Source organism: Lachnoanaerobaculum sp., assembly GCF_057250505.1.
Map to the genome: position 1 here is coordinate 1 of NZ_DBHIEQ010000014.1, position 22,034 is coordinate 22,034.

Here is a 22,034-nt window from a genome sequence, read left to right on the forward strand (position 1 = left end):
GAGAACTTTATAACTTTGATATGATAAGGCTTACAGGGCAATCCTGTAAGATAGGGTTATTTAGAGATGCCTTAAAAGAATTTGTACCCGGCAATATGATGCAAAGCGGTGGGAGTGTTAAAAAGGAAGAGTTAAAACTTGCCTGTGTGGACGGACTTATGAGGTATCTTTATGATAAAAGAACCGGATATGCGGGATTTGATATAAGAGATGAGGAGGCTCTGATTCCTTATAAGATAAAAGCATTGTCATACTCAGGCAGACAAGAGGTCCTTATTGACGGTTTTGAAAGCAACAAGATGACCGGAAGTTTACTTAGAAGCCTTGAAGATATATTGCTTAGAATGTATTTGTATGATGCTTCTGAAAATGTACGATTCGAGTATCTTTTCCATTTCAAAAAAGATGAGGCAAGAGAGACCGACAGAATGGAGCTTGCAGGAAGATATAGCGGATATATTAAGCAGGAAGATACGGATGATATACAAAATGGAGAACTTAAGATATTTGCCTTTGTAGACTATAAAAAATGGGGATTTCAGATAGTACCGGTATATAGGTTGAAAGATATATTATATGCAGGAGAGGGTCAGGAGTATAAGTTTGAAACCGATGAATGGATTTGTGACTTTTTTGATGGAGAACACTAAATGTAAAGGAGAAGCTGATGGAAAACAGATACCCTTTGTTTGAGACCGGAAGGATCTTAAAAAAAGAAGCACTTGAAATAATAAGAGACTACCCAAGAGATCTGCTCTCAATTCTTTATGACGGATATACAGACGGAGTTATAAGAGGATTAAGATTAAGCTCAGACCATGAGAATAAACATATTATCATCGGAAAGGGACTTGTAAAACTGAAAGGTGAGGTGTATCAGATACATAAAGAAATAAAAGTAGCATACACCAATACCGAGCAAAGGGAGTATTTAAAGTTAAAGTGTAAAGAGGTAAGGGATAAAGACTTTATAATAAGTGAAATAGAGGCTTTTCTGTCTGAAGAGAAAGAAAGTAGTGATGGAGAGATTTTACTTTGTGACTTTTTGCTCAAGTCGGGGTTTATATTAAGGGATACTTATATTGACTTTGCCGATATGAGATCCGAGTATGACACTATACATCTGATGAATGCAGATTATGCAGGTTACGGTGAGAAGTCATTTAATATAGATGTATTAAAAGCATATGCTAAAGAATACCTTAATACAAAAAAATGTGAAGAAACTGACAGAATCTTTTGCTATATGGTCATAAACAGTATGGAAGGAATAGAAAGAAGTATTATAGAAAACTATATTGCAGTTAAGGAAGGGAAGCTAAAGGGAGCTCACCTAAGCAATAAAGAAATTTATACCGGACTTTTGGATATATTAAACAGTGCAAAAGGTCCGGACGGACATAGGACTACAGGATTTAGCCCAAAGAAGATTTTGGTGGAGTAGTAGCAATTAGGAGGAGAAGATGTCAAACATAATGGACTGCCCTTACGGACACAGGTTTTCAAAAACAAGGTATGGAACAATATGCCCACACTGCGGCTTTGATCTGGACACTCCTGAAAAAGTTTATGTAAGTTTAAGGAAAGAATGTGGACTTTCCCTAAAGGAAGAGAGACCGGTATGTGCATGGCTTGTATGTATAGAGGGTGCAAGAAGAGGGAAGAGTTATGTAATAAGCTTCGGAGAAAACTTTATAGGGACTGACAGGGATAATGAGATACAGGTTTTAGGGGATGAGAAGATGCTTGGTAAGTTTACCTTAATATTTTTTGACAAAGAGACCAAGGAAGCTAATTTGATTCCTGCAAGAGCGGACGGTATTGTATATATGGATAATAAACCTGTTTATAACAAGTATGTTCTTAAAAATAAAGATATTTTGGAAATAGGTGACAGCAAGTTCATATATGTGGATTTCCTGACTGAATGTAAGAAGTATTTAAATGACTTCGAATATGAAGATACAGATAATGAAGATAAAGAAAGGTTAACTCAAAAAGAGAAAAGATATAGGAAACTAAAAAAGGAAAAGCTTACAGAAGAAGAAAAATACAGGGACAAAAGGCTTGGTAAAAACCTTTCCATGGATGAAGAAAAGCCGATTTATGCATGGCTTGTATGTATAGAGGGGAAGCGTCAGGGACGCTCTTATAATATTACAGAGGGAAAAAACTATATAGGCAGTCATGATACAATGAGCATACAAGTTCTTGGAGATGAAGAGATAAGGGATAAAAAACATGCTGTTATAGCATATGATGAAAGAAATTTGCGGGGAACACTCCTTGGAGAAGAGTCCATGGGATTTGTAAGGCTAAATGAAGCGGCAACATATACATCAAAAGATTTAAAAGAAGGAGACATCTTGGAGATTGGTAAGAGTAAGTTTTTCTACTTTGACTTTGCAAAAGAATATCATCAGTGGTAGAGAACATGGAACAATAAATATAAAAAAGAGTAATTATGGAGAAGCTATGAAAGGGAATTTGCCATATTTTTATATAAAAGAAAACTTTGAAAATGCAAGGGGGATACGAATATATACAGCGGAGAATATTCCAAGGAATATAGATGCTCTTAATGAAAGATTTTATGAAATGCCAAGAGAGTTTGTTCTTGAAATAGAAAAAACAAAGGATTTTATATTCCCTGATTTGATGATGAATGTATATCCTCTTATTTCAGAAAGGTTTAGAGAGGTATTGCTCCTTTTTGATATAGAAAATTTTACAAAAAGGGTTATTTTGATAGATAAAGATAGTGGGAAAATGAAAAACTACTATTTACTTTATACACAAAACTTGTTAAATGCTGATTTCAATAATTTATTTAGAGCAGTCAGGGAAGAGGATGAAAAGATAAGTTTTATTGTAAATCTTGATTTTGCAGAAAGTTTAATAAGAAGAGATGTTAAGGGGATAGAGTTTGTTGAAGTGGAGGAGAGTGTATGAGAGAAAACCTTATAAAGCTTGATATTTTTGATGTACTTGCAGTAATAAGCTATGAAGCAAAACATGAAGTAGGCAAGCATGGCAGAGCAATAATAAGAGCCATAATAGAAGAAAGAAGAGAAGAAGAGTATATTAACACTGCCAAAAATACAAGATGGGTAAGGGTTAATGCCATTGATGAAACAGATAAAGAGAGTACGATATTTTATGGATTAGTAGAAAGAATATGCTTCTTTAAAGAAAGTGGAAGTTTCATTGTTGAATTGGAATTAATCACAGGAAGCTCTTTAATGGAAGAAAAAGTACATACAAGAGGATTTTCTAAACATAGTGGAGAATATACCGATATACTTAATACCTTAAAAGAAGGCTATGAAGAGTCATATTATATAATTGGAGAAGAAGGAAATGGTAAAGTTTCTGATTTTTTGGTTCAATATAGAGAGAATGACTGGAATTTCATAAAAAGGATTGCAACTTTAAAGAATACAGTAATAATGGCAGATTATCAGAGTAAAGGGGTCAAGTATTTTTTCGGTATGCCCAAAAGAGAGACCAAAGTTTTAACTTCACAGGATGTGCGTGTTGTTGTAAATAAAGAATATACAGTTTATGAAGTTAAAACAAGAGAAATTCATTGTTTAGGGGACAGAGTAAGCTTTAACAGAAGGGACTACCGCATAGTAAAAATTGTATCTAAAACAGAGGGAAGTGAACTTTACCATACATATTATTTAACACAGGATATAGACTATATAGTAAAAAAAGAAAGCAAGTATGATTTGAAAATAATAGGAGCATCACTTTACGCTAAAGTTACAAATGTAGAAAAAGAAAAGGTCAAAATAGCAATAGATGATATAGAAAATAATGACGAAGAAGTGGGAAGATGGTTTGATTTTTCCACTGTATATTCGTCAAGTGACGGAGCAGGTTGGTATTGTATGCCGGAAGTGGGAGACAGCGTAAGACTGTATTTTCCTACAGAAAATGAAGAAAATGCCTATGTTTGCAGTGCAGTACATGAAAATGAGGGAGACGGAATAAGAACCGATCCTGAAAATAAGATTTGGAGAAATAAGTACGGAAAAGAAATAAGACTGACACCGGAAGGTATAACTATAAAAAGTGATTCAGGAGATTATATTGAACTGAATGACAGTACAGGAGTCAAGATAGTAAGCAGTGGAAGTATTTTGATAAAAGCAAAGGACACTGTTGAGATAAGCAGTGAGGATTCAAATATATCCATGGTGGCAGGTAAAAGGATTATGCTTTTGCAAGATGATACACAAATAATATTAAAAGACGGAATAACTGTGAGTGGTGAAGGTATTCATATAAGCTGAAAAAATATGCTTTTGATGTGAGCGGAAAGGGATTTTTTATGCTGATTATAGAAAATTTAGAAATAGAAATAGCAATACCTATTTATCTGGTTGAAAACTTTGTTATAAAAACTGTTCCGAACATGCATACCGTCTGTAATATTAGCGGAGTGCTTGAGAAAAACCTTGGGGAAACAATTCTTACAGACAAAAAGGATATGGATATTCATATAAAATACAAAGGAAATACTGTATTTCGAGGATTTGTAGAAGAAATAAGTATTCATTCATCAGCAGATGTACATTATTTTGAACTTAAGGCATATTCATACAGTAAAAAATTAGATAATAAAGAACATACAGAATTATTTCAAAATATAGAAAAAACTTATGGTGACCTTGCCCGTGAAGTGGCTAGAAGATACTCAGGAGACATCAGTAAATACAATATAAAGGATAAGGAAATTAAAAGTCCTGTGCTTTGCTATAAGGAGAGTGCCTGGGACTTTGCAGTTAGAATGGCATCCTGCATAAAAACATTTATCTATCCAAGTATGGAATATGATAAGCCACATATTCATATGGGAATACATACAGGGAATATGATTGAGCCGGGAGGTATTATAAGTGAGAGTAGAGATCTGATCAGGAAAAATGAGGATACAAGCCGAATAGAGTATAGGCTAAGAACATATAACTCTTATGATATAGGTGATAACATAGCGTTAGATAATAAGATTTTAACTTTATATAAAAAAGAGGTGGAGTTTACAAAGGGAGAGTTGATATTTAATTATCAAGGGGTTGAAAGATCATGTATAGAAGATATGATATATCCGCTTGAAAATGAAAATATGATAGGTTTGAGTCTTATGGGGAAAATCAAGAGGTATAAGGATGGAAAAGTATATTTAAGACTTGATATCGAAAAAAAAGAGCCGGAGTATGGATTTGATTGGTATCCTGAGACCGGAAATGTATTATATGCGGTACCTGATGAAGGAGAAAAAGCACAACTTTATATAGCAGGTATGGATACAGGAGATATGTATGTAGTACGAACCTTCGGCAGTAAAGGTAGTGATGAAAATAAAAAGCAATTGGAAGTGGGAGAGAAAAGTCTTAATTTCTCAAATGAGGGAATAAGCTTCATTGCAGATGATATACTTACCATGAATGACAGAAGATTCAAGCTTACAGGCAGTGGAGATGTGAACATAAGTGCAGCTGATAAACTGACAATAAAGGCAAGAAATATAAGACTAAACAGTAAAGAAGAGATAGTGTATATAAGCAAGTAAAATTTTGTAGCAGTAATGGAGTACAAATCCGAAGAACGAGGTGCAAAGTGGCGGACGGTATACAGAAAATGTATGAGCATCAGGAAATGAAGGGATATGGAGGATATGAATATGTGGTAAGAGGTGCAGAGGTTTCCTGTAGCTATGGAAGCAAAACATGTGTATTAAACTTGAAAGATGATCATGGAGTGCACACTTAGATGGAAGGCCTTTAATCACAGAAAATGACAGTACTACTGATAATATAAAAGGCTTTGGAATGTGCAATAAAAACAGGAGTAAACCTTGTGAATGTAAGCCGGAGCTTGGAAAGTGGTGGGCTACTGACAATTCAAACATGAAAATATTTGACACTGCAGTTGGTGAGGAAAGTGATGCGGTTACGGAGGACTCTTTAGCTACATGTAATAAGGGTGGTTTAGTTTCATTTAAGACATCAGGGCAAACTTCACCAAGCTACGATAATGTAAAAATAAAAGATGCTGTAGAAATAGTTGAAGATGAAAAGAAAAATTGGAGACGAAAAAGTGACAGAAAAGACTTTATAGGTCATGTAAAGGTTAAGAATTCAGGTTTATATAACTTCGGTATAGAATTTTATGATATTAAGAGTGGTAATAGCCCCGGAAGTATATTTGTTTATGAAAAAAGTTGGGGAAAGACCAAGTATATAGGTGCATATGAGATAAAAAGTCATGCAGGAAATAAAGAAATGAAATTTCCTGATGATGTACTTCAAATTAATAAAGATAGTTATGGATATGTATCCGATTCACACTATTGGTTCTATTGGATAGATATAATTCTTTATGGAGGCAAAGATTATTATTTTGAAGTCGATTGCCCGGGAAGGGATGGGTTTGCATGCAAGTTGATTGGGAATCAGGATAAAATGATCTCCAATAATATAGGAATGGCAAAATGGACACTATCACCTAAATGTAAAGATTGGTCTACTAAAAATCTAGGCTTTTCTATTATGAAACAGTATATAATATACTTAGATCAAGCATATATTAATATGTTATATTATTCATTATTGGACATTGAATTTAGAAAAGAGGTAAAGGGTAGGACTGAAAACATTATTAAAGGAGCATTAAAGACAGCTGGTATAATTACAGTAGGAGCTATAAATGATAAAGTAGGAATAGCTGTTAGTATAGTGGATTTTTTGGCAAATATTTTAGATTCATCTGAGATGCATATATTATGTGAACAGCTTTTGATTAATATTGATAGCAAATATATAAAGCTGATTATACATGAAAAAGATAGCCATTTAGCCACAATTAGAGGTGATGGTGTAGATAAAAGAATAGTTGTATCAGCGTGGACTGACGGTAATACTGCATTAGGAGAAAAGTATTTATGGGGTGAAATACAAATGTATGAAAGACTGGGAATAATGAATGAATTACAAGAAGGTAAAAAAAATGTAGATGATGTGATAATTAATCAGGGTAGTATCGAGCAATGAAGGTACATGATGTATTGAGGGATGTATATATGAAATCAAAATATAAAATTTTTGCGATAATTATAGTTGGAATAATTGCTGTTTTTATATTATATATAGCTTTAAACTTTAGATGGCATTTAGTTTTAAGGGATAATAAAGTTATTGAATATAAAGCCGGGTTAGTAGATAAAAATATAAGAAACTTGACTGTATACATACCTGAAGGTACAACGGAAATTATGGAGGATGCTTTTTCAGGTTGTGAGTGTATAGAGAAAGTATATATTCCGGAAAGTGTAAAAATAATACATCGAAGAGCGTTTATAGGTTGTAAAAACTTAAAAGAGATAAATTTACCGGAAAGCTTGGAACAAATAGACAGAGATGCATTTAATGGGTGTATAAGTTTGGAAGTAATAAGAATTCCTGAAAGTGTAGAATATATTGGTGAATCAGCATTTAGCGGATGTACTAATTTAAAAGAAATATCATTGCCACAATCACTTAAAAAGATAAAAGAGATGACATTTTATGAATGTAAAAACTTAAATAATATAGAGTTCCCACAAAATATTACAGATATTGAAATGGGTGCATTTATGGGATGTGAAAATTTGGAGGTCGTAAAACTTCCGGATACTTTAAGTCATATAGAAGGCTATGTGTTTTCCGGTTGTAAAGCTTTGAGAGAAGTGGAATTACCAAATAATTTAAAATATATAGATGATGCAACATTTAATGGATGCACAAGCCTCTCATCAATATACTTAAGTGATTCTGTTGAGGAACTTGGGTATAATACTTTTGGAGAATGTACTAAACTTAGTGAAATAAATATACCTGACAGTATCAGCCGAGTAGGAGCATATTGTTTTGAAGGTACGGAATGGTATAAAAAACTTCCTGTAGATTCAGAGGGATTAAAATATTATAAACATATATTATTTCAAGCAACTTACAATATGGAAGATGTTTTGGTTCCAACCGAGATTACTGTAATTGCAGGCGGTGCATTTATGGGACATGATGAATTAAAAAGAGTTATTTTATCAGATAGATTAAAGAGTATAGGAGCGTATGCTTTTTCAGGGTGTAGTAACCTTTATAATATAGCAATACCGGAAACTGTGAGATATATCGGTTCAGCAGCATTTTCCAATTGTAAAAGTTTGGAAAATATATCAATACCTGAGCATATCACTCATATATATAATAATACTTTTGAAAATTGTGAGAAATTTCAGCATATAGAACTGCCTCAGGGACTTGAATATATCGGTAAAGAAGCATTTAAAGGTTGTACTTTGATAAAAAAGACTGTTATCCCAAAGAATGTAAAGCAACTAGATGATGGTGCATTTAGTTTGTGTATAAACTTAGAAGATGTAGAGTTTGAGGGGGAACCGATCTATATCGGAAATTCTTTTTATGACACAAAGTACTATAATAGCATAAAAGAGGATGAGTATAGTTGCAAATATATAGGGAATCATCTTATAGAACTTGTAGATAAAAAAAGAGGAAAGGTTATCATAAAAGACGGAACAATCAGTATAGCAAATAAAGCATTCTCTCAATCCAAGATAAGAGAAATAGTTTTTTCAAAAGAACTGAAAATGATTGGAGAGTCCGCTCTAGGTCATTGCTATAGATTAGAAGATGTAGAGTTTCCGGACGGGCTGATATATATTTCTAAGCTGTGCCTTATAGATTGCAGAAATTTAAAGAGAGTGTATATACCTAAGTCGGTGGATGATATAGGTGAAAGTATACTCTTAGGATCAGGTAATGTAAAAGAAGTCTTTGTTAGCAAAGAAATAGCGGAGAAGATTGATTTTTATGAGAATGTGAAAGTGAGATACATAGATTAAATGGCAGAAAATTATTATGATAAGCAAATTATCCCTCTAAAAGTAAGGAACTCCGAAGCTGAAGCTATGTCTTTGGATACGGGGTACTATATAGAAGGCAGACTTGAAACTTTTAGCAAAGAACAGTACTTTGATGACTTGTTAAGTATATATATTCCTGAATCTTTTATAGATATGCCGGATGAAATAAAAGAAATAAAATATCCTACAAATTTTAGACCTGAGATAATAAAAACAAACCTTGCCGGAGATGTAAATCTAAGCATTAGCCTTCTTAAAGTCGGTGAAGATATGGAAATAAAAACTTTGGTAACCGATTTTAGAAATCTTCTTGCAAAAGCACATAACGGTATAAAGTTTTTGGAATACGATGAATTTGATAATGACTGCTGTGTAAAAATGTATTGCTTTGATTTTATTATACCAGGAATAGATGAGAGAATATATCATAAAACAGGTTTGGGAAAAATAGGTAGAGAAACAGTACAGGTTATGTTTAATTGTAGGGAGACATTGGCATGGACATGGAAAAAAGCTGTGAATGACATACTTCAAAATATAATACCGGTAAGAAAGTAGACAAATGAATAGGGAAAAGCAAAAAAAGGAATATTTTAAAAGTTTCAGATACAGATGGATCAGCGAAAAAATTCGGGAGTATAAAGATTATAATATACAGGATTTATCTGAAGAAATAAAAAACATACTGTCAAATGTGATAGAGGAAAAGCGGATATATAAGCTTAAGTATCTTATATTATTTTTTCTTAATACGAGTCTTTATACAAAAAGCTATAAATTTATGCTATATGCCTCAGATGAGGGCTTGTATATAGATAAACCTTTAGGTATCAGGTATTGGATTCCGGATTTTATGAAAAAAGATTCCTGTAAAATTCGTGAAGGAATGATGGAGGGTATAGGAAAACATTTATTAAGTGAGACGGAGATAGAAGAAGGGATAAGGTTTGTTTTAAAGGGATATGAAGATATCATTTCAATTCTTTGGAAAAAAGCCTTGGAAAGGGTGTTTGATACTGATGTTTTTGAAGATATACCTAAAGAGTCAATAATTCTTATTGGTGAGTATATGGGAGAATTAAAACAGATAAATTTAAACACAAAGTGAATAAAACATTAAAAAGGAAGGAGTGTCTAATGAAGAGAGTAAAGGGAAGTTCCATAAAGTTAAAAAGTGATGTAAATATATCAGCCGATAAAGTATTGCTTAAGGGGAAAAAATCAAAGACATATGAAGAATTAAAAGAGCCTTATAAGGATATGTCAAAGGACTTTGAAAGACTGCTTCCAATGATGCTTGGTGCAATGCCTGTCATGGCAGGAGTGCCAAGTGAGAAAGACAAGCTTATGTTAAAACTTATGGGAAGTTTGGCAGCCTGTGCAGGAGTAAAGATAATCAAAAATCAGGATGGAAGTTATGGTGCGGTTTATACAGGTGTGTTAAACCGTGTAAGAAATAATGCAGTGCCGGCAGCTTTAGAACTTAGTGATGTACAGCTAAAGGAAGAAATCTATAAAATCATTTCAAAGATGCTTGAAAAGAACGGTCCGGCCTTTGCCTCATGGAATGAACTTTTAAAAGATCTTATGAAAAACAACAGTATGGAAGATTTTTTAAAGGGTGCAAGGGGTGCATTATGTGCCATGACGGGAGATCCGGTAAATGCAAATACCGGAAACTTTACATATAGTAAAGAAGATATTATGCTCCGTTCAAAATTTCCGATAGGTTTTATAAGGTCTTATAACAGCAGTGAAAAAAGAACGGGAGTACTTGGAAAGGGTTGGAGACACAGCTATGAAATATCTATAAGTCAAGAAGAAAACGGATATATATTACATTTATCCGACGGACAGGATGAAGCATACTTTGTGGATGAAGAAGAAAGAATACATTCTGTTTTTGATGATTTCAATCGTTTAAAGAAAACGCAAACAGGATTTATTTACAATGCTGAAAGCGGACTTATATACCTTTTTGATAAAGCCGGGAAGCTTTTGCGTATAGAAAGAAAGGATGGTGAGGAGGTCTATCTTTCTTATGATGCAAAAGGCAGACTGATAGAAGTATCTGAAAAAAGTGGAAGCAAAATAGCCCTTTATTACAATGACTTCGGAAAATTAAGTGAGATAAAAGATCATACCGGAAGAAAAGTAGAGTACAGGTATGAAGGAAATCAGCTTGGGAAAGTATACCATGAGGGAAAACTTACATACAGCTATTACTATAAAGATGAACTTTTGGAAAAGATAAAAAATCCAAGGGGAATCTATGTACTTGAAAACCTTTACGACGGTGAAAACAGGGTAAAGATACAAAAATTTGCCGACGGAGGAATAATAAGATATGAGTACAACAGTGAGGAAAGTAAGACCTTTGTCATAAATCAGAATGGAAATGCAGAAGTACATATACATGATGAGAATTTCAGAAATATAGAAAGTGAGTACGCAGGTGAGTCGGAAAGCTTTACTTATGATACAAGAAATCTGTTGACCTCATATAAGGATAAAAAAGGAAATATAACATCCTATGAGTATGATAAGGAAGGAAAACTTACAAAGGTTACTTTCCCTGATAATCAAAGTGAAAGTATAGATTATGACAGTGAAGGGAATGCAGCAGTTCATTATATAAACGGTGAAGAGATTGAAAAGTATTTCTATGATCATAAAGGAAGAATCATAGAAAGTAAAAATACTTTAGGAGAAAGCACAAAGTTTGATTACAGCAAAGAGGGCAACACAGAAAGCCTTATAATAACTTTGCCTGACAATTCCAAAAGAAAAGTTTACTATGATAACAGAGGGAATATATCAGGTATCGAAGAAGAAAACGGTAAAGTAACTACTTATGAGTATGATAACCTTAATCGTGTGATTGCAAGCATTGACGGAGAAGGTAATAAAACAGGGTTTTCCTATGATGAGAGAGACTTATTGACCGCTGTAAAGGATGCTTTAGGAAACACCTGTAGATATAACTATACAGAGAACGGGAAGCTGTCTTTATTTGAAGACTTTAGAGGTGGTATAACAAAGATAAACTATAATGAGCTAAATAACATAAATGACTTTACCCTGCCTGACGGCGAGAGCTTTAGGATGGAGTATGATCTTTGCCAAAATCTTATAAAGGAAGTATATCCTGACGGAGGAGAGGTAGAGTATGCTTATAATGCAATAAATCTGGTAGAAAAAAAGACTTTACAAAATAAGGGGGAGTATAAGTATCACTATGATGCAAACGGAAAGCTGATAAAGATAATTGATCCTTTGGGAAATATGGAAGAGTACTCATATGATGAAATAAACAGGCTTATATCCTACAGGGACAAATCCGGAGAGAAAACCGAGTATGAGTATGGAAAACATAGCCTGAATATAACAAATAATCTTGGAACACATAAAATAAAGTATGATATTTTGGGAAGGATAATACTTGAAACAGATGTGTACGGTTTTACAAGAGAATATGAATACAATGAACTTGGAAAAATAAAAAAGATAAAGTCGGGGGAATTTGAAACTCTTTACGATTACTATAAAGGTGGTCTTCTACAAAGAAAAACATATCCTGATAAAAGATATGAAATATTTACATATGATAAAAATTTGAATGTAGTAAAAAGGGAGAATGAAAAGGGAGATTATGTTTTATTTACCTATGACAAGCTGAACAGACTTATAGAGGTAAAGAATAACTTTTCACAAAAACAAAGTTTTGAATATGATGCCATGGGAAATGTAATAAAAGAAACGGATACCATGGGACATGTGACAAAATACAGTTATTCCCTTGGAGGGAAGCTTACATCAGTTTTGGATGCTATGGGAAACAGAACTGAATACGGATATGATAAGGTAGGAAGGCTTATTACCGTATATAGGCATAAGGGTGATAAAGAACTTATATCAAGTGTTGAATCAGTAAATACTTCTCTAAAAGAACATATAGATGCAGAAAACATTCCAAGGGTTACAAGATACAAAAGAGATCTTATGGGAAATATAGTGTCTGTTACAAATACACTTGGATATGAAGAAATATTTTCATATGATCTCTTAGGAAGAGTGACAGGAAAGAAAGACAGAGAAGGTTATAATACAGCCTATTCCTACACGGAAGCCGGAGATATCAAAAGTATTATATATAATGACGGGAAAAGTGTGGAGTACACCTACAACAGCCTAAGAGAGTTAAGGCAGGTAAAGGATGCACTCGGTACTATAAATATAGAGAGTGATAAGTTTGGCAGAACCACAAAGGTAGTGGATTATAGCGGAGATGAAGTAAGTTATAGATATGGAAAGTATGGTGAGAGATTAAAGACATTATACCCTGACGGAAGTAGTGTGTCATATGAATATGATAAATATTTAAGAATGACAAGCCTTACCTCAGGAAATAAAAGAGTGGATTATACTTATGATAAAGATGGAAGACTTATCAGAAAAGATATGTCTGATGAAGTAAGCAGTATCTATGAATATAATGAAAGAGGACTCTTAAGCAAACTTTCTCATTTAAAGAAGAATGTAAAGCTTGAAGAGTATGCCTATGATTATGACCCTTTAGGGAATAAAACAAAGATTGTAAGACATAGGGATGTAAACCCAAATGGAATAAAGGAAAATGATAATAAAGAAAAGATCATACATAAACTATGGAATGATTCAGCTACCTTTTATTACAGTTATGATGCCCTAAGCAGACTTATAGAAGTAAAAAGAGGAGACAGACTTGTAAGTAAGTATACCTATGATGCCTATGGAAACAGGGAATCACTAAAAAGGTCTAATGATTTAGATATAAGATATACTTATGATGCTCTTGACAGACTTATAAAAGAGGGAGGATTACAGGGAAATAAGACATACGAATACGATAAAAGAGGAAATCTTATCGGCATAACAGATAGAGGGAAGAGAGTAAGAGCCTACGAATATGATATCACAGGTAGGCTTGGCTTAAGTTACTCAAAATCAGGAAAAGCAAGAAGCTATAGCTATGACGGGCTTGGAAACAGGATAGGAATAAAAGAGTATGAATTTGAAAGAGGAGGTTATGGAGAGAGTAAATCTATAGATATATGTGAACTTGACTTATCACAAAAAGAACCGATACACTGTGAAGAATATGTACTTGACAGAACGAGGGCATATCATAACCTTTTGCAAAATAAAACCATAAAAAAAGGCGTTCAGGCAATACAAAGCTATGTATGGGACTTTAATGTTGCATATATGGAAGAAGGAGAAAAAGAGTTTACATATCTACAGGATGAGCTTGGAAGTACAATTCGCCTTTTTGAGCAGGGAGGAGAAAGTCAAGCTATATACGGTTATGACGAATTCGGAGAAGATACCTATTACACACAGGGACATGTGCAGCCATTCGGCTATACAGGATACAGATATGATAATGTAGCCGATACATACTTTGCCCAGGCAAGAGAGTATGTGGCAGGAGTTGGCAGATTTGCAGGAGAGGACTGGATAAAGGGAAATATAGAGCAGCCATTTAGCCTGAATCAGTATGGGTATTGTTTTGGGAATCCATTGGCATTAATTGATTATAACGGAAAAACTGCAAGGGAACATGCTGAGGATGACATTTTACAAAATGAAAATGGTTCACCTTATGTGGGAGTATTTTATTTAAATATCGAATCAGGTGCTAATGGCTTTGGACATGCTGCAATGATGCTGCTTAGAAGTGACGATACAGGAGATTTATATAGTTTTGTGGGTGATATTCATAGTCCTTTAACTATTTTTAGGGGATATAATGATGCTAATGTAAATTATGCGTATGGTATAGATTTAAAAGAAATATTAAACAAGAAAAAAGAAAATTATGAATTTAATGTTAACACCAGAGAAGGTAAAGAAGGCGACAAGTACAATAGAGCAATATATTTTCCAATAACAGATGAATCCGGAAAAGCAATGGCAGATGCAGCAAGGGATACTATCTTAAAAACCAATGGAATAGGGATTGATGAAAATGATTATAAATTATTAACAAATAATTGTGATCAAAATGCAAGAAGGTGGATTCAGGCAGGAGGAATAATCTTGGAAACGGGAGATCGTGTAGCACCGAATTGGATATATGACTATAATGTTAGGCAGATGAACATAGGAAGAAAAGTTAAGTATGTAAATGCACAATATGGTGATTTATATGATATTTGGAATAGATTACATCCTCAACTTTATTTTGTCTCAGGTAATAAGAGATGCATTACATCTGATTAGGAGAAAATGTTATGAGAAGGACGATAATAAAAGCATGTGCTATTTTAATAGGCATTTTGTGTATGTTTTATATGTATAAGGGATATGTCGGCTATCAGATGGTAAAAGGAATAGTAGATCAGCCACCAATAGTATTTTCAGTGCGGTTTAAAAATGGAGACAGAGGAACCTTTAAATATAATATCAAGAATAGAAAATATGAACGAATTTCAGACTATATATTTCAGGAATTGTCTTATAGTGATGATTATGAAAAGATTATAGGTGTGATATGGGAAGACAGATTTCAGGGGTTGGCAGAACTTGATATGGAAGATTATACATTGAGGCCAATTATATCCCTTAAAGATTTAAATAAATGTGTTAAAGAGGTTAACCTGAAAGAAATTGAATATGATGGTCCCGGAGTTACGCAACTTCGTATGCCAAAATACTATAAAGATGGATATACATTTTTTTGGGGTTACTATTCAACAGTCATTTGCTATATAAGAGAAGAAGAAGGAAAGTGGAATATACGAATATTAAATAATACAGATTCTACAGGACATAACTACTTTCTAAAAAAAGAACCGGAAACTTTATTTTTGGAAACAGAGAAGCCATTTGTAGAAAATAAAACTGAAACAGGAATTATTATAAAAAAGACAATTGATAAAGATGATGAGATTGTGTTAGTTGATGGTACTGATGAAAATGCTTTTATTGATATGTCGGATGATATGACTAAGATTGTGTATTATAGTGAACCTAAAATCTATATGTATAACCTAGAAACAGATAAAAATAATTATATTAGTAGTCAATATTTGATTTGGCAACATATGTTATACCTTAAGCTGTCATCGGATGGAAGATATCTATTTTACACAGTTGGGGATATTCCATTTTTCTGGAGTGATTACTATAGGATGAATTTCTTTATAGTGGATACTAAAACCGGGAACAAAGTGAATTTAAATAGGTGGGAGAAAGGAGATAGGTTTTATGGAATTGATTGGTAGAGAGGAAGCTTAAGTTACTCAAAATCAGGAAAAGCAAGAAGCTACAGCTATGACGGTTTGGGAAACAGGATAGGTTTTAAAGAATATGAAAAACAGATAGGCTATGGAGAAGATGGGCTTAAGACTATCTTGGGAGGAGACAAGAATGCCAAGTTTAACTATTGTAATTTTGACTACATTTTTATGTTATATAATGCAGTATATTTTTTGCTTTGTAGTAGATAAGAGAGAAATAGAAAAACATGAAAAAAAGATAAAACTTAATAAATATACTGAAAAATTGTTTTTTCTATGGAATAGGAATGAAAAATTATATTGGTTGGTATATATTATAATTATAAGTGAAAGTATACTTTTTATTGTGATCTGGGTTCTTTATTTCCTAGGTGATATAAATATTTTCAGAAAATTTTTAAATATATATGTAGGAATATGTTCAATATTTGATACGATACTTGTAATAAAGATTTTGATAAAAAGAGTAAAAGATTATATTATGAGTAAAAACAGATAAATATATTTTAGTATATTGGTTCAGCTATGGAGAGAGTATGTGGAAGTGATAGGAGCAGTGTTTGGGTTTGCCGGTGGAACAATGCAATAAGGAGTGAAAGAACAGTAAGAAATTTAAAAGATAAATAGATCTACCAAAGTTGGAAAATGCTTTACAGAATAGGAGAAATTTATGCCTGATATATTGACTTTATTATTAGGGACTTTTGCATTGTATATATTACTGTATGGTGTCTGTTGGGGAACAGATAAAACTGATATAGATAAACATAAGAAAAAAATAAAGCTTAATAAGTATACAAACATGTTATTTTTTTTGTGGCCAAGGAATGAAAAAGTATATTGGCTAATATATATAATAATAATTACTGAAAGTGTCGCATTTATATTAGTGTGGATATCATACTTCTTAAATGCAGTATCCTTATATAAAATATTAATTGATTTGTATATACGAATATATTTATCTGGAATGGTTATTCTTGGTGTAATAATTTTAAAAAGAAGAATAAAAGATTTTATAAGTGGTAAGAGCAGATAAACCCAATTAGAATTCGGTAAAAGCAAGAAGCTACAGCAATAACAGGCTTTCAAACAGCAAGTTGTGCCATTGTCCCTATATGGCACATTTTTTTTATTTGTGGTAGAATGACATAAAACTGTTTTAAAAATAGGAATGGAAATATGGAAGAAAATAAAAAAGATGATAATAAATATGAAAAAATATGTTATATGTGCAGGAGGCCTGAGTCAAAGACAGGAACCATGATATCAATGCCGGGAGGAATAGATATCTGTCCGGACTGCATACAAAAGACATTTAATTCAATGCAGAGTATGGATATAAGTAAGCTTTCAGGGAAGATGAATATGGATGATATTAAAAATATTGATCTGAGCAGCTTAAATATCCCGAATATGAATGTAAATCCAATACCTGAAAGAGCCAGAGTAAAGAAAAGAGATGAAAAGAGGACAGAGCCGCTGTTTACGATGAAGGATGTACCTGCGCCGCATAAGATAAAAGAGATGCTTGATGAATATGTTATAGGGCAGGAGCAGGCAAAGAAGGTCATTTCGGTTGCTGTTTATAATCACTATAAGAGGATATTCCTTGATAAGGATAAGGAAGGAACAAGGATTGAAAAGTCAAATATCCTTATGATAGGACCTACAGGAAGCGGAAAGACATACCTTGTAAAGACACTTGCAAAACTTCTCAATGTACCGCTTGCAATAGCGGATGCGACATCACTTACAGAGGCGGGATATATCGGAGATGATATAGAAAGCGTAATATCAAAGCTTTTGCTTTCTGCAGGTAACGATGTGGAGAGAGCGGAATGCGGCATAGTATTCATAGATGAGATAGATAAGATTGCAAAAAAGAAAAATACCAATACCAGAGATGTTAGCGGTGAGAGTGTACAACAGGAACTTTTGAAGCTGCTTGAGGGCAGCAAGGTGGAGGTACCTGTAGGTACCAATCAAAAAAATGTCCTTGCACCGATGGAGACTGTAAATACCGATAATATACTCTTTATCTGTGGAGGTGCATTCCCGGCAATTGACGATATTATAAAGGAAAGATTACAAAAGAATACAAGTGTAGGCTTTAATTCAGATCTTAAGGATAAGTATGATAATGAAGCGGACCTCTATTCAAAGGTGACTAATGAGGATATCAGAAAGTTCGGTATGATTCCGGAGTTTATAGGCAGACTCCCGGTGGTATGTACACTTTCAAAGCTTGATAAAGAGGCATTCAAAAAGATACTTACCGAGCCTAAGAATGCTATCTTAAAGCAGTACAAAAGGCTTTTGGAGCTTGATGAAGTGGAGCTTGTATTTGATGATGACGCAATGGACTATATTGCACAGCAGGCTATGAAAAAGGATACCGGGGCAAGGGCGCTTCGCTCTATTATAGAAGAGTTTATGCTTGATATAATGTATGAAATACCTAAGGATAAGAATATCGGCAGGGTTATAATTACAAGAGATTATCTGGAACATAAGGGCGCTCCGAACATAGTATTCAGGAATGCATAGGAGGGGTTATGTCTGTTATTTTGATACCGATACTGTCCTGTCTTGACCTTATACTAAAGTATGCGGTGGGTTCATTTGATGATAAGGATTTGCCGAGGACATTTGCAAAGAAGATAGAAATAGATAAATTTCACAACAACGGATTTCCTTTCGGTAAGATGAAGGAAAATCAAAAAGCGGTAAAGTATGTTCCTGTGCTTATCACATCGGTACTTGTAGGTTTTCTTTCATTCTTACTTCCTAAAAAGGGAAATAAGATAAAAAAGCTGTCGCTATGTCTTATTATTGCAGGTGCGTTGAGCAATATATTTGACAGATTTACCCGCGGATATGTGGTTGACTATATTCGTATCAAGGTGAAAGGTCTTGATAAGGTGATATTCAATTTGGGAGATATTTTTATACTGGTCGGAAGCTTGATGATGCCTTTCGGAACAAAGAAAAAGATAAAAGAAATACCGGTAGATACTAAAGCTACTGAAGAATAATATAGGAGTAATTTTGGAAACGAGTGACATAATACAGTTAGTAATAGTGATTATATTATTGTCTGCTTCAGCATTTTTTTCATCTGCTGAAACAGCCCTTATGACTTCAAATAAGTTGAGAATGAGAAATCTGGCTGAGAACGGAAACAAGAGAGCGGCAAAGGTACTTAAGGTTACGGAGAATACCGATAAGATGCTTTCCGCCATACTGATAGGAAACAATATAGTAAACCTTACAGCGTCTTCAATCTCAACAGCACTTACATTGAAGATATTCGGAAGCAAGCTTGTGGGTATTGCAACAGGTATATTGACATTTCTCATACTTGTATTCGGTGAGATTACTCCAAAGAATGTGGCATCAAAGAATGCGGAGAAAATGGCGCTTGCCTATATAGGGGTAATTTCATTTTTGGTTACTTTATTGACTCCGGTAATCTTTATTGTAAATACCGTTGCAAAGTTTGTTATCTCCATATTTAATAAAAACGGTGATGATAATAATGCCGTAACCGAGGAAGAACTTAGGGCGATGGTGGAGTACAGCCACGAAGAGGGAGTCATTGAAAACGAAGAGAAGAAGATGATTGTAAATGTGGTGGACTTCGGTGATACCGTAGCCGGAGATATCATGGTGCCGAGAGTGGATATGGTGATGGTTGATGAAAAGTCAAGCTATGAGGAGATATTACAGGTGTTCAGAGAAGAAAGATATACAAGAATACCTGTATATGAGGAGACTCCGGATAATGTCATAGGAATATTGAATGTAAAGGATTTTCTTCTTATAGAAGACAAGGAAAACTTCGTTATGAAGGAGCTTTTAAGAGAGCCGCTTTATACCTATGAGTACAAAAAGACATCCGCACTGATGATGGATATGAGAAAAACAGGCGCAAACATAGTAATAGTGCTTGATGAATACGGTATAACTGCAGGTCTTATCACTTTGGAGGATATGCTTGAAGAGATAGTCGGTGAGATAAGGGATGAGTTTGATGCCGATGAGGATGAGGGTATAACCAAGGTTTCAGATTTGGAATATCTGATAGACGGTTCAACAAATCTTGACGATATCAACGACAGAATAGGACTTAGCCTTTCTTCAGAGGAATATGAGTCTATAGGCGGACTTATAATGGAGAAGCTTGGAAGATTACCTGTAGAGGGTGAAATAATCAATTTCGACAATATTGTACTTACTGTAAAGAAGATGGACCATGCAAGAATAGAAAAGGTCTGCCTGAAACTGAAGCAACCTGTAGTTAAGGAGCAGTGATGAAGCAAAAACATATTTTATTTGATTTGGACGGAACTATAGTGAAATCGGACCTCGGTATCACAAAGGGAGTACAAAAGTCTCTGGAGCATTTCGGCATCAATGAAAAGCTTGAGGATTTGAAAAAGTTTGTCGGACCTCCTATGGTGGAAAGCTATACAAACTTTTACGGGTTCAGTCTGAAGCAATATAAAGAAGCGCTTGATGTATTTCACGATTATTACAGAACTGTAGGTATATTTGAATGTGAGCTTTATGACGGTATAGAAGAGATGCTTGATAGTCTGTCAAAAGAGTATAAGCTTTATGTGGCTACTTCAAAGCCTGAAAGAGAGGCAAAAAGAGTTATAGAGCATTTCGGACTGGACAAATACTTTACATTTGTTGGTGGTTCAGACGGAGATTTTAATACAAAGAGAGCCACAAAGACTGCAGTAATTGAGTATGTGCTTGAAACAAACAAAATAATGGACAAGACTTATGCTATAATGGTGGGAGACAAGAGCCATGATATAGTAGGTGCAGGTAATGCAGGTTTAAAGAGTATCGGAGTACTCTACGGCTATGGCGGACTTGATGAGTTTGCAGAGGCAAATTATATTGTAAAGAGTGTTGAAGATTTAAGAGAAATGTTTATATGTTAAAAAAAGGTGACTTGTTAAATATAGGATATTATGATTATGGCCAATATTTCACAGGAAGTCTGGACGGGTTGAGATTCAGGCTGGGCAGAGACCCGCTTGAAAAAGTTAATTTCACACCGAAGGATAAGAGGGGCGAGGCCAAGCTGAAACTGACAGTGTGGCCTGAGCCCTTTAGTTTTGACCATACAGATGATGATAAGAAAAAAGACCATTATTTTGAATATTCAAATGAAGGTATTGAGAATATAATTGCGTTTTTAAACAATGTGGCTGAGATTGTAAAGTCAGGTAAGGAGAAAGCATGGGAGCAATAAAAAGAGAGAGCAGAGAGCTTGCATATGAGGGAACAATAGTAAAGGTATATAAGGATCATGTGGTAATTGACGGTAAAAAGGCAGTGTGGGACTATATACAGCACAACGGTGCGGCTGCGGTAGTTCCGATACTTGATAACGGCAAGATTTTACTTGTGCGTCAGTACAGAAACGCACTTGACAGATATACACTTGAACTTCCGGCAGGTAAGGTGGATGCAAAGGATGAACCCAGAAGAATTTGTGCTTTTAGAGAACTTAGGGAAGAGACAGGCTACAGAGTGGATTCGCCTGATGAACTTGAGTTTCTTATAAGGATTGATACAATGGTCGCATTCGGAGACGAGGAGATAGACATATTTGTAGCCAAAAATCTCAAAAAAGGCGAACAGGACCTTGATGAGGATGAGAGTATTGATATTGAAGAGTGGGAGCTTGATGACTTGTTGGAGCTTATCTATAAGGGAGAAATAAAGGATTCAAAGACTGTGGCTGCTATACTTGCCTATAAGAACAAGTATCAGGTATAGCTTTTATTTAT

General features: G+C 34.2%; 20 protein-coding genes and 1 pseudogene. All 21 read left to right on the forward strand.

The features are described from left to right. Positions 1-650: pseudogene (locus tag ACO6FI_RS07355) on the forward strand (acetate and sugar kinases/Hsc70/actin family protein); the annotation flags it as partial. Positions 651-667: 17 nt separating this feature from the next. Then, positions 668-1,444: a hypothetical protein gene (locus tag ACO6FI_RS07360; RefSeq protein WP_485456784.1), complete on the forward strand. Its 777-nt coding sequence runs from the start codon at positions 668-670 to the stop codon at positions 1,442-1,444. A gap of 19 nt (positions 1,445-1,463) precedes the next feature. Continuing rightward, complete coding sequence (locus tag ACO6FI_RS07365; RefSeq protein ID WP_485456785.1) at positions 1,464-2,429, forward strand: FHA domain-containing protein; 966 nt, start codon at positions 1,464-1,466, stop codon at positions 2,427-2,429. Between the two features lie 46 nt (positions 2,430-2,475). Next, a complete protein-coding gene (locus ACO6FI_RS07370; RefSeq protein ID WP_485456786.1) occupies positions 2,476-2,952 on the forward strand; it encodes a hypothetical protein in 477 nt (158 codons plus the stop codon). After that, entirely contained in the window at positions 2,949-4,301 is a 1,353-nt protein-coding gene (locus ACO6FI_RS07375; RefSeq protein WP_485456787.1) for a phage baseplate assembly protein V, read from the forward strand. The genes ACO6FI_RS07370 and ACO6FI_RS07375 overlap by 4 nt, the downstream gene beginning before the upstream one ends. 38 nt (positions 4,302-4,339) lie before the next feature. Further along, positions 4,340-5,581, forward strand: a complete 1,242-nt coding sequence (locus ACO6FI_RS07380) for a hypothetical protein (protein ID WP_485456788.1) — start codon at positions 4,340-4,342, stop codon at positions 5,579-5,581. A 47-nt stretch (positions 5,582-5,628) separates the two neighbouring features. Then, the gene (locus ACO6FI_RS07385; protein ID WP_243113968.1) at positions 5,629-5,781 is read left to right on the forward strand and encodes a hypothetical protein; all 153 of its coding nucleotides are present in this window, start codon (positions 5,629-5,631) and stop codon (positions 5,779-5,781) included. 44 nt (positions 5,782-5,825) lie between these two features. Next, entirely contained in the window at positions 5,826-7,061 is a 1,236-nt protein-coding gene (locus ACO6FI_RS07390) for a DUF4280 domain-containing protein (RefSeq protein WP_485456828.1), read from the forward strand. 29 nt (positions 7,062-7,090) lie between these two features. Then, positions 7,091-8,914 carry a leucine-rich repeat domain-containing protein gene (locus ACO6FI_RS07395; protein ID WP_485456789.1) on the forward strand — a complete coding sequence of 608 codons (1,824 nt, stop codon included), beginning with the start codon at positions 7,091-7,093 and terminating at the stop codon, positions 8,912-8,914. Beyond that, on the forward strand, positions 8,915-9,493 hold the full coding sequence (locus tag ACO6FI_RS07400; RefSeq protein WP_485456790.1) for a hypothetical protein: 579 nt from the start codon (positions 8,915-8,917) through the stop codon (positions 9,491-9,493). 4 nt (positions 9,494-9,497) lie between these two features. Then, entirely contained in the window at positions 9,498-10,043 is a 546-nt protein-coding gene (locus ACO6FI_RS07405; protein ID WP_485456791.1) for a hypothetical protein, read from the forward strand. 29 nt (positions 10,044-10,072) lie between these two features. Then, positions 10,073-15,199: a DUF6531 domain-containing protein gene (locus ACO6FI_RS07410; RefSeq protein WP_485456792.1), complete on the forward strand. Its 5,127-nt coding sequence runs from the start codon at positions 10,073-10,075 to the stop codon at positions 15,197-15,199. A gap of 11 nt (positions 15,200-15,210) precedes the next feature. Further along, on the forward strand, positions 15,211-16,203 hold the full coding sequence (locus ACO6FI_RS07415; protein ID WP_009444883.1) for a hypothetical protein: 993 nt from the start codon (positions 15,211-15,213) through the stop codon (positions 16,201-16,203). Between the two features lie 145 nt (positions 16,204-16,348). Next, positions 16,349-16,717 (forward strand): hypothetical protein, encoded by a 369-nt coding sequence (locus tag ACO6FI_RS07420; protein ID WP_485456793.1) that lies wholly within the window; start codon positions 16,349-16,351, stop codon positions 16,715-16,717. Between the two features lie 171 nt (positions 16,718-16,888). Next, complete coding sequence (locus tag ACO6FI_RS07425) at positions 16,889-17,257, forward strand: hypothetical protein (protein WP_040457861.1); 369 nt, start codon at positions 16,889-16,891, stop codon at positions 17,255-17,257. Between the two features lie 143 nt (positions 17,258-17,400). Continuing rightward, positions 17,401-18,768 carry an ATP-dependent Clp protease ATP-binding subunit ClpX gene (clpX, locus tag ACO6FI_RS07430; RefSeq protein ID WP_009444880.1) on the forward strand — a complete coding sequence of 456 codons (1,368 nt, stop codon included), beginning with the start codon at positions 17,401-17,403 and terminating at the stop codon, positions 18,766-18,768. Positions 18,769-18,776: 8 nt separating this feature from the next. Next, the gene (lspA, locus tag ACO6FI_RS07435; protein WP_009444879.1) at positions 18,777-19,256 is read left to right on the forward strand and encodes a signal peptidase II; all 480 of its coding nucleotides are present in this window, start codon (positions 18,777-18,779) and stop codon (positions 19,254-19,256) included. A 13-nt stretch (positions 19,257-19,269) separates the two neighbouring features. After that, positions 19,270-20,535, forward strand: coding sequence for an HlyC/CorC family transporter (locus tag ACO6FI_RS07440; protein ID WP_009444878.1), 1,266 nt, complete (start codon positions 19,270-19,272; stop codon positions 20,533-20,535). Continuing rightward, positions 20,535-21,179, forward strand: coding sequence for an HAD-IA family hydrolase (locus ACO6FI_RS07445; RefSeq protein ID WP_009444877.1), 645 nt, complete (start codon positions 20,535-20,537; stop codon positions 21,177-21,179). Before ACO6FI_RS07440 ends, ACO6FI_RS07445 begins: the two co-directional genes overlap by 1 nt. Then, positions 21,173-21,493 carry a hypothetical protein gene (locus ACO6FI_RS07450; RefSeq protein WP_314610750.1) on the forward strand — a complete coding sequence of 107 codons (321 nt, stop codon included), beginning with the start codon at positions 21,173-21,175 and terminating at the stop codon, positions 21,491-21,493. The genes ACO6FI_RS07445 and ACO6FI_RS07450 overlap by 7 nt, the downstream gene beginning before the upstream one ends. After that, entirely contained in the window at positions 21,481-22,023 is a 543-nt protein-coding gene (locus ACO6FI_RS07455; protein ID WP_274970260.1) for an NUDIX domain-containing protein, read from the forward strand. Before ACO6FI_RS07450 ends, ACO6FI_RS07455 begins: the two co-directional genes overlap by 13 nt. Positions 22,024-22,034: the final 11 nt, after the last annotated feature.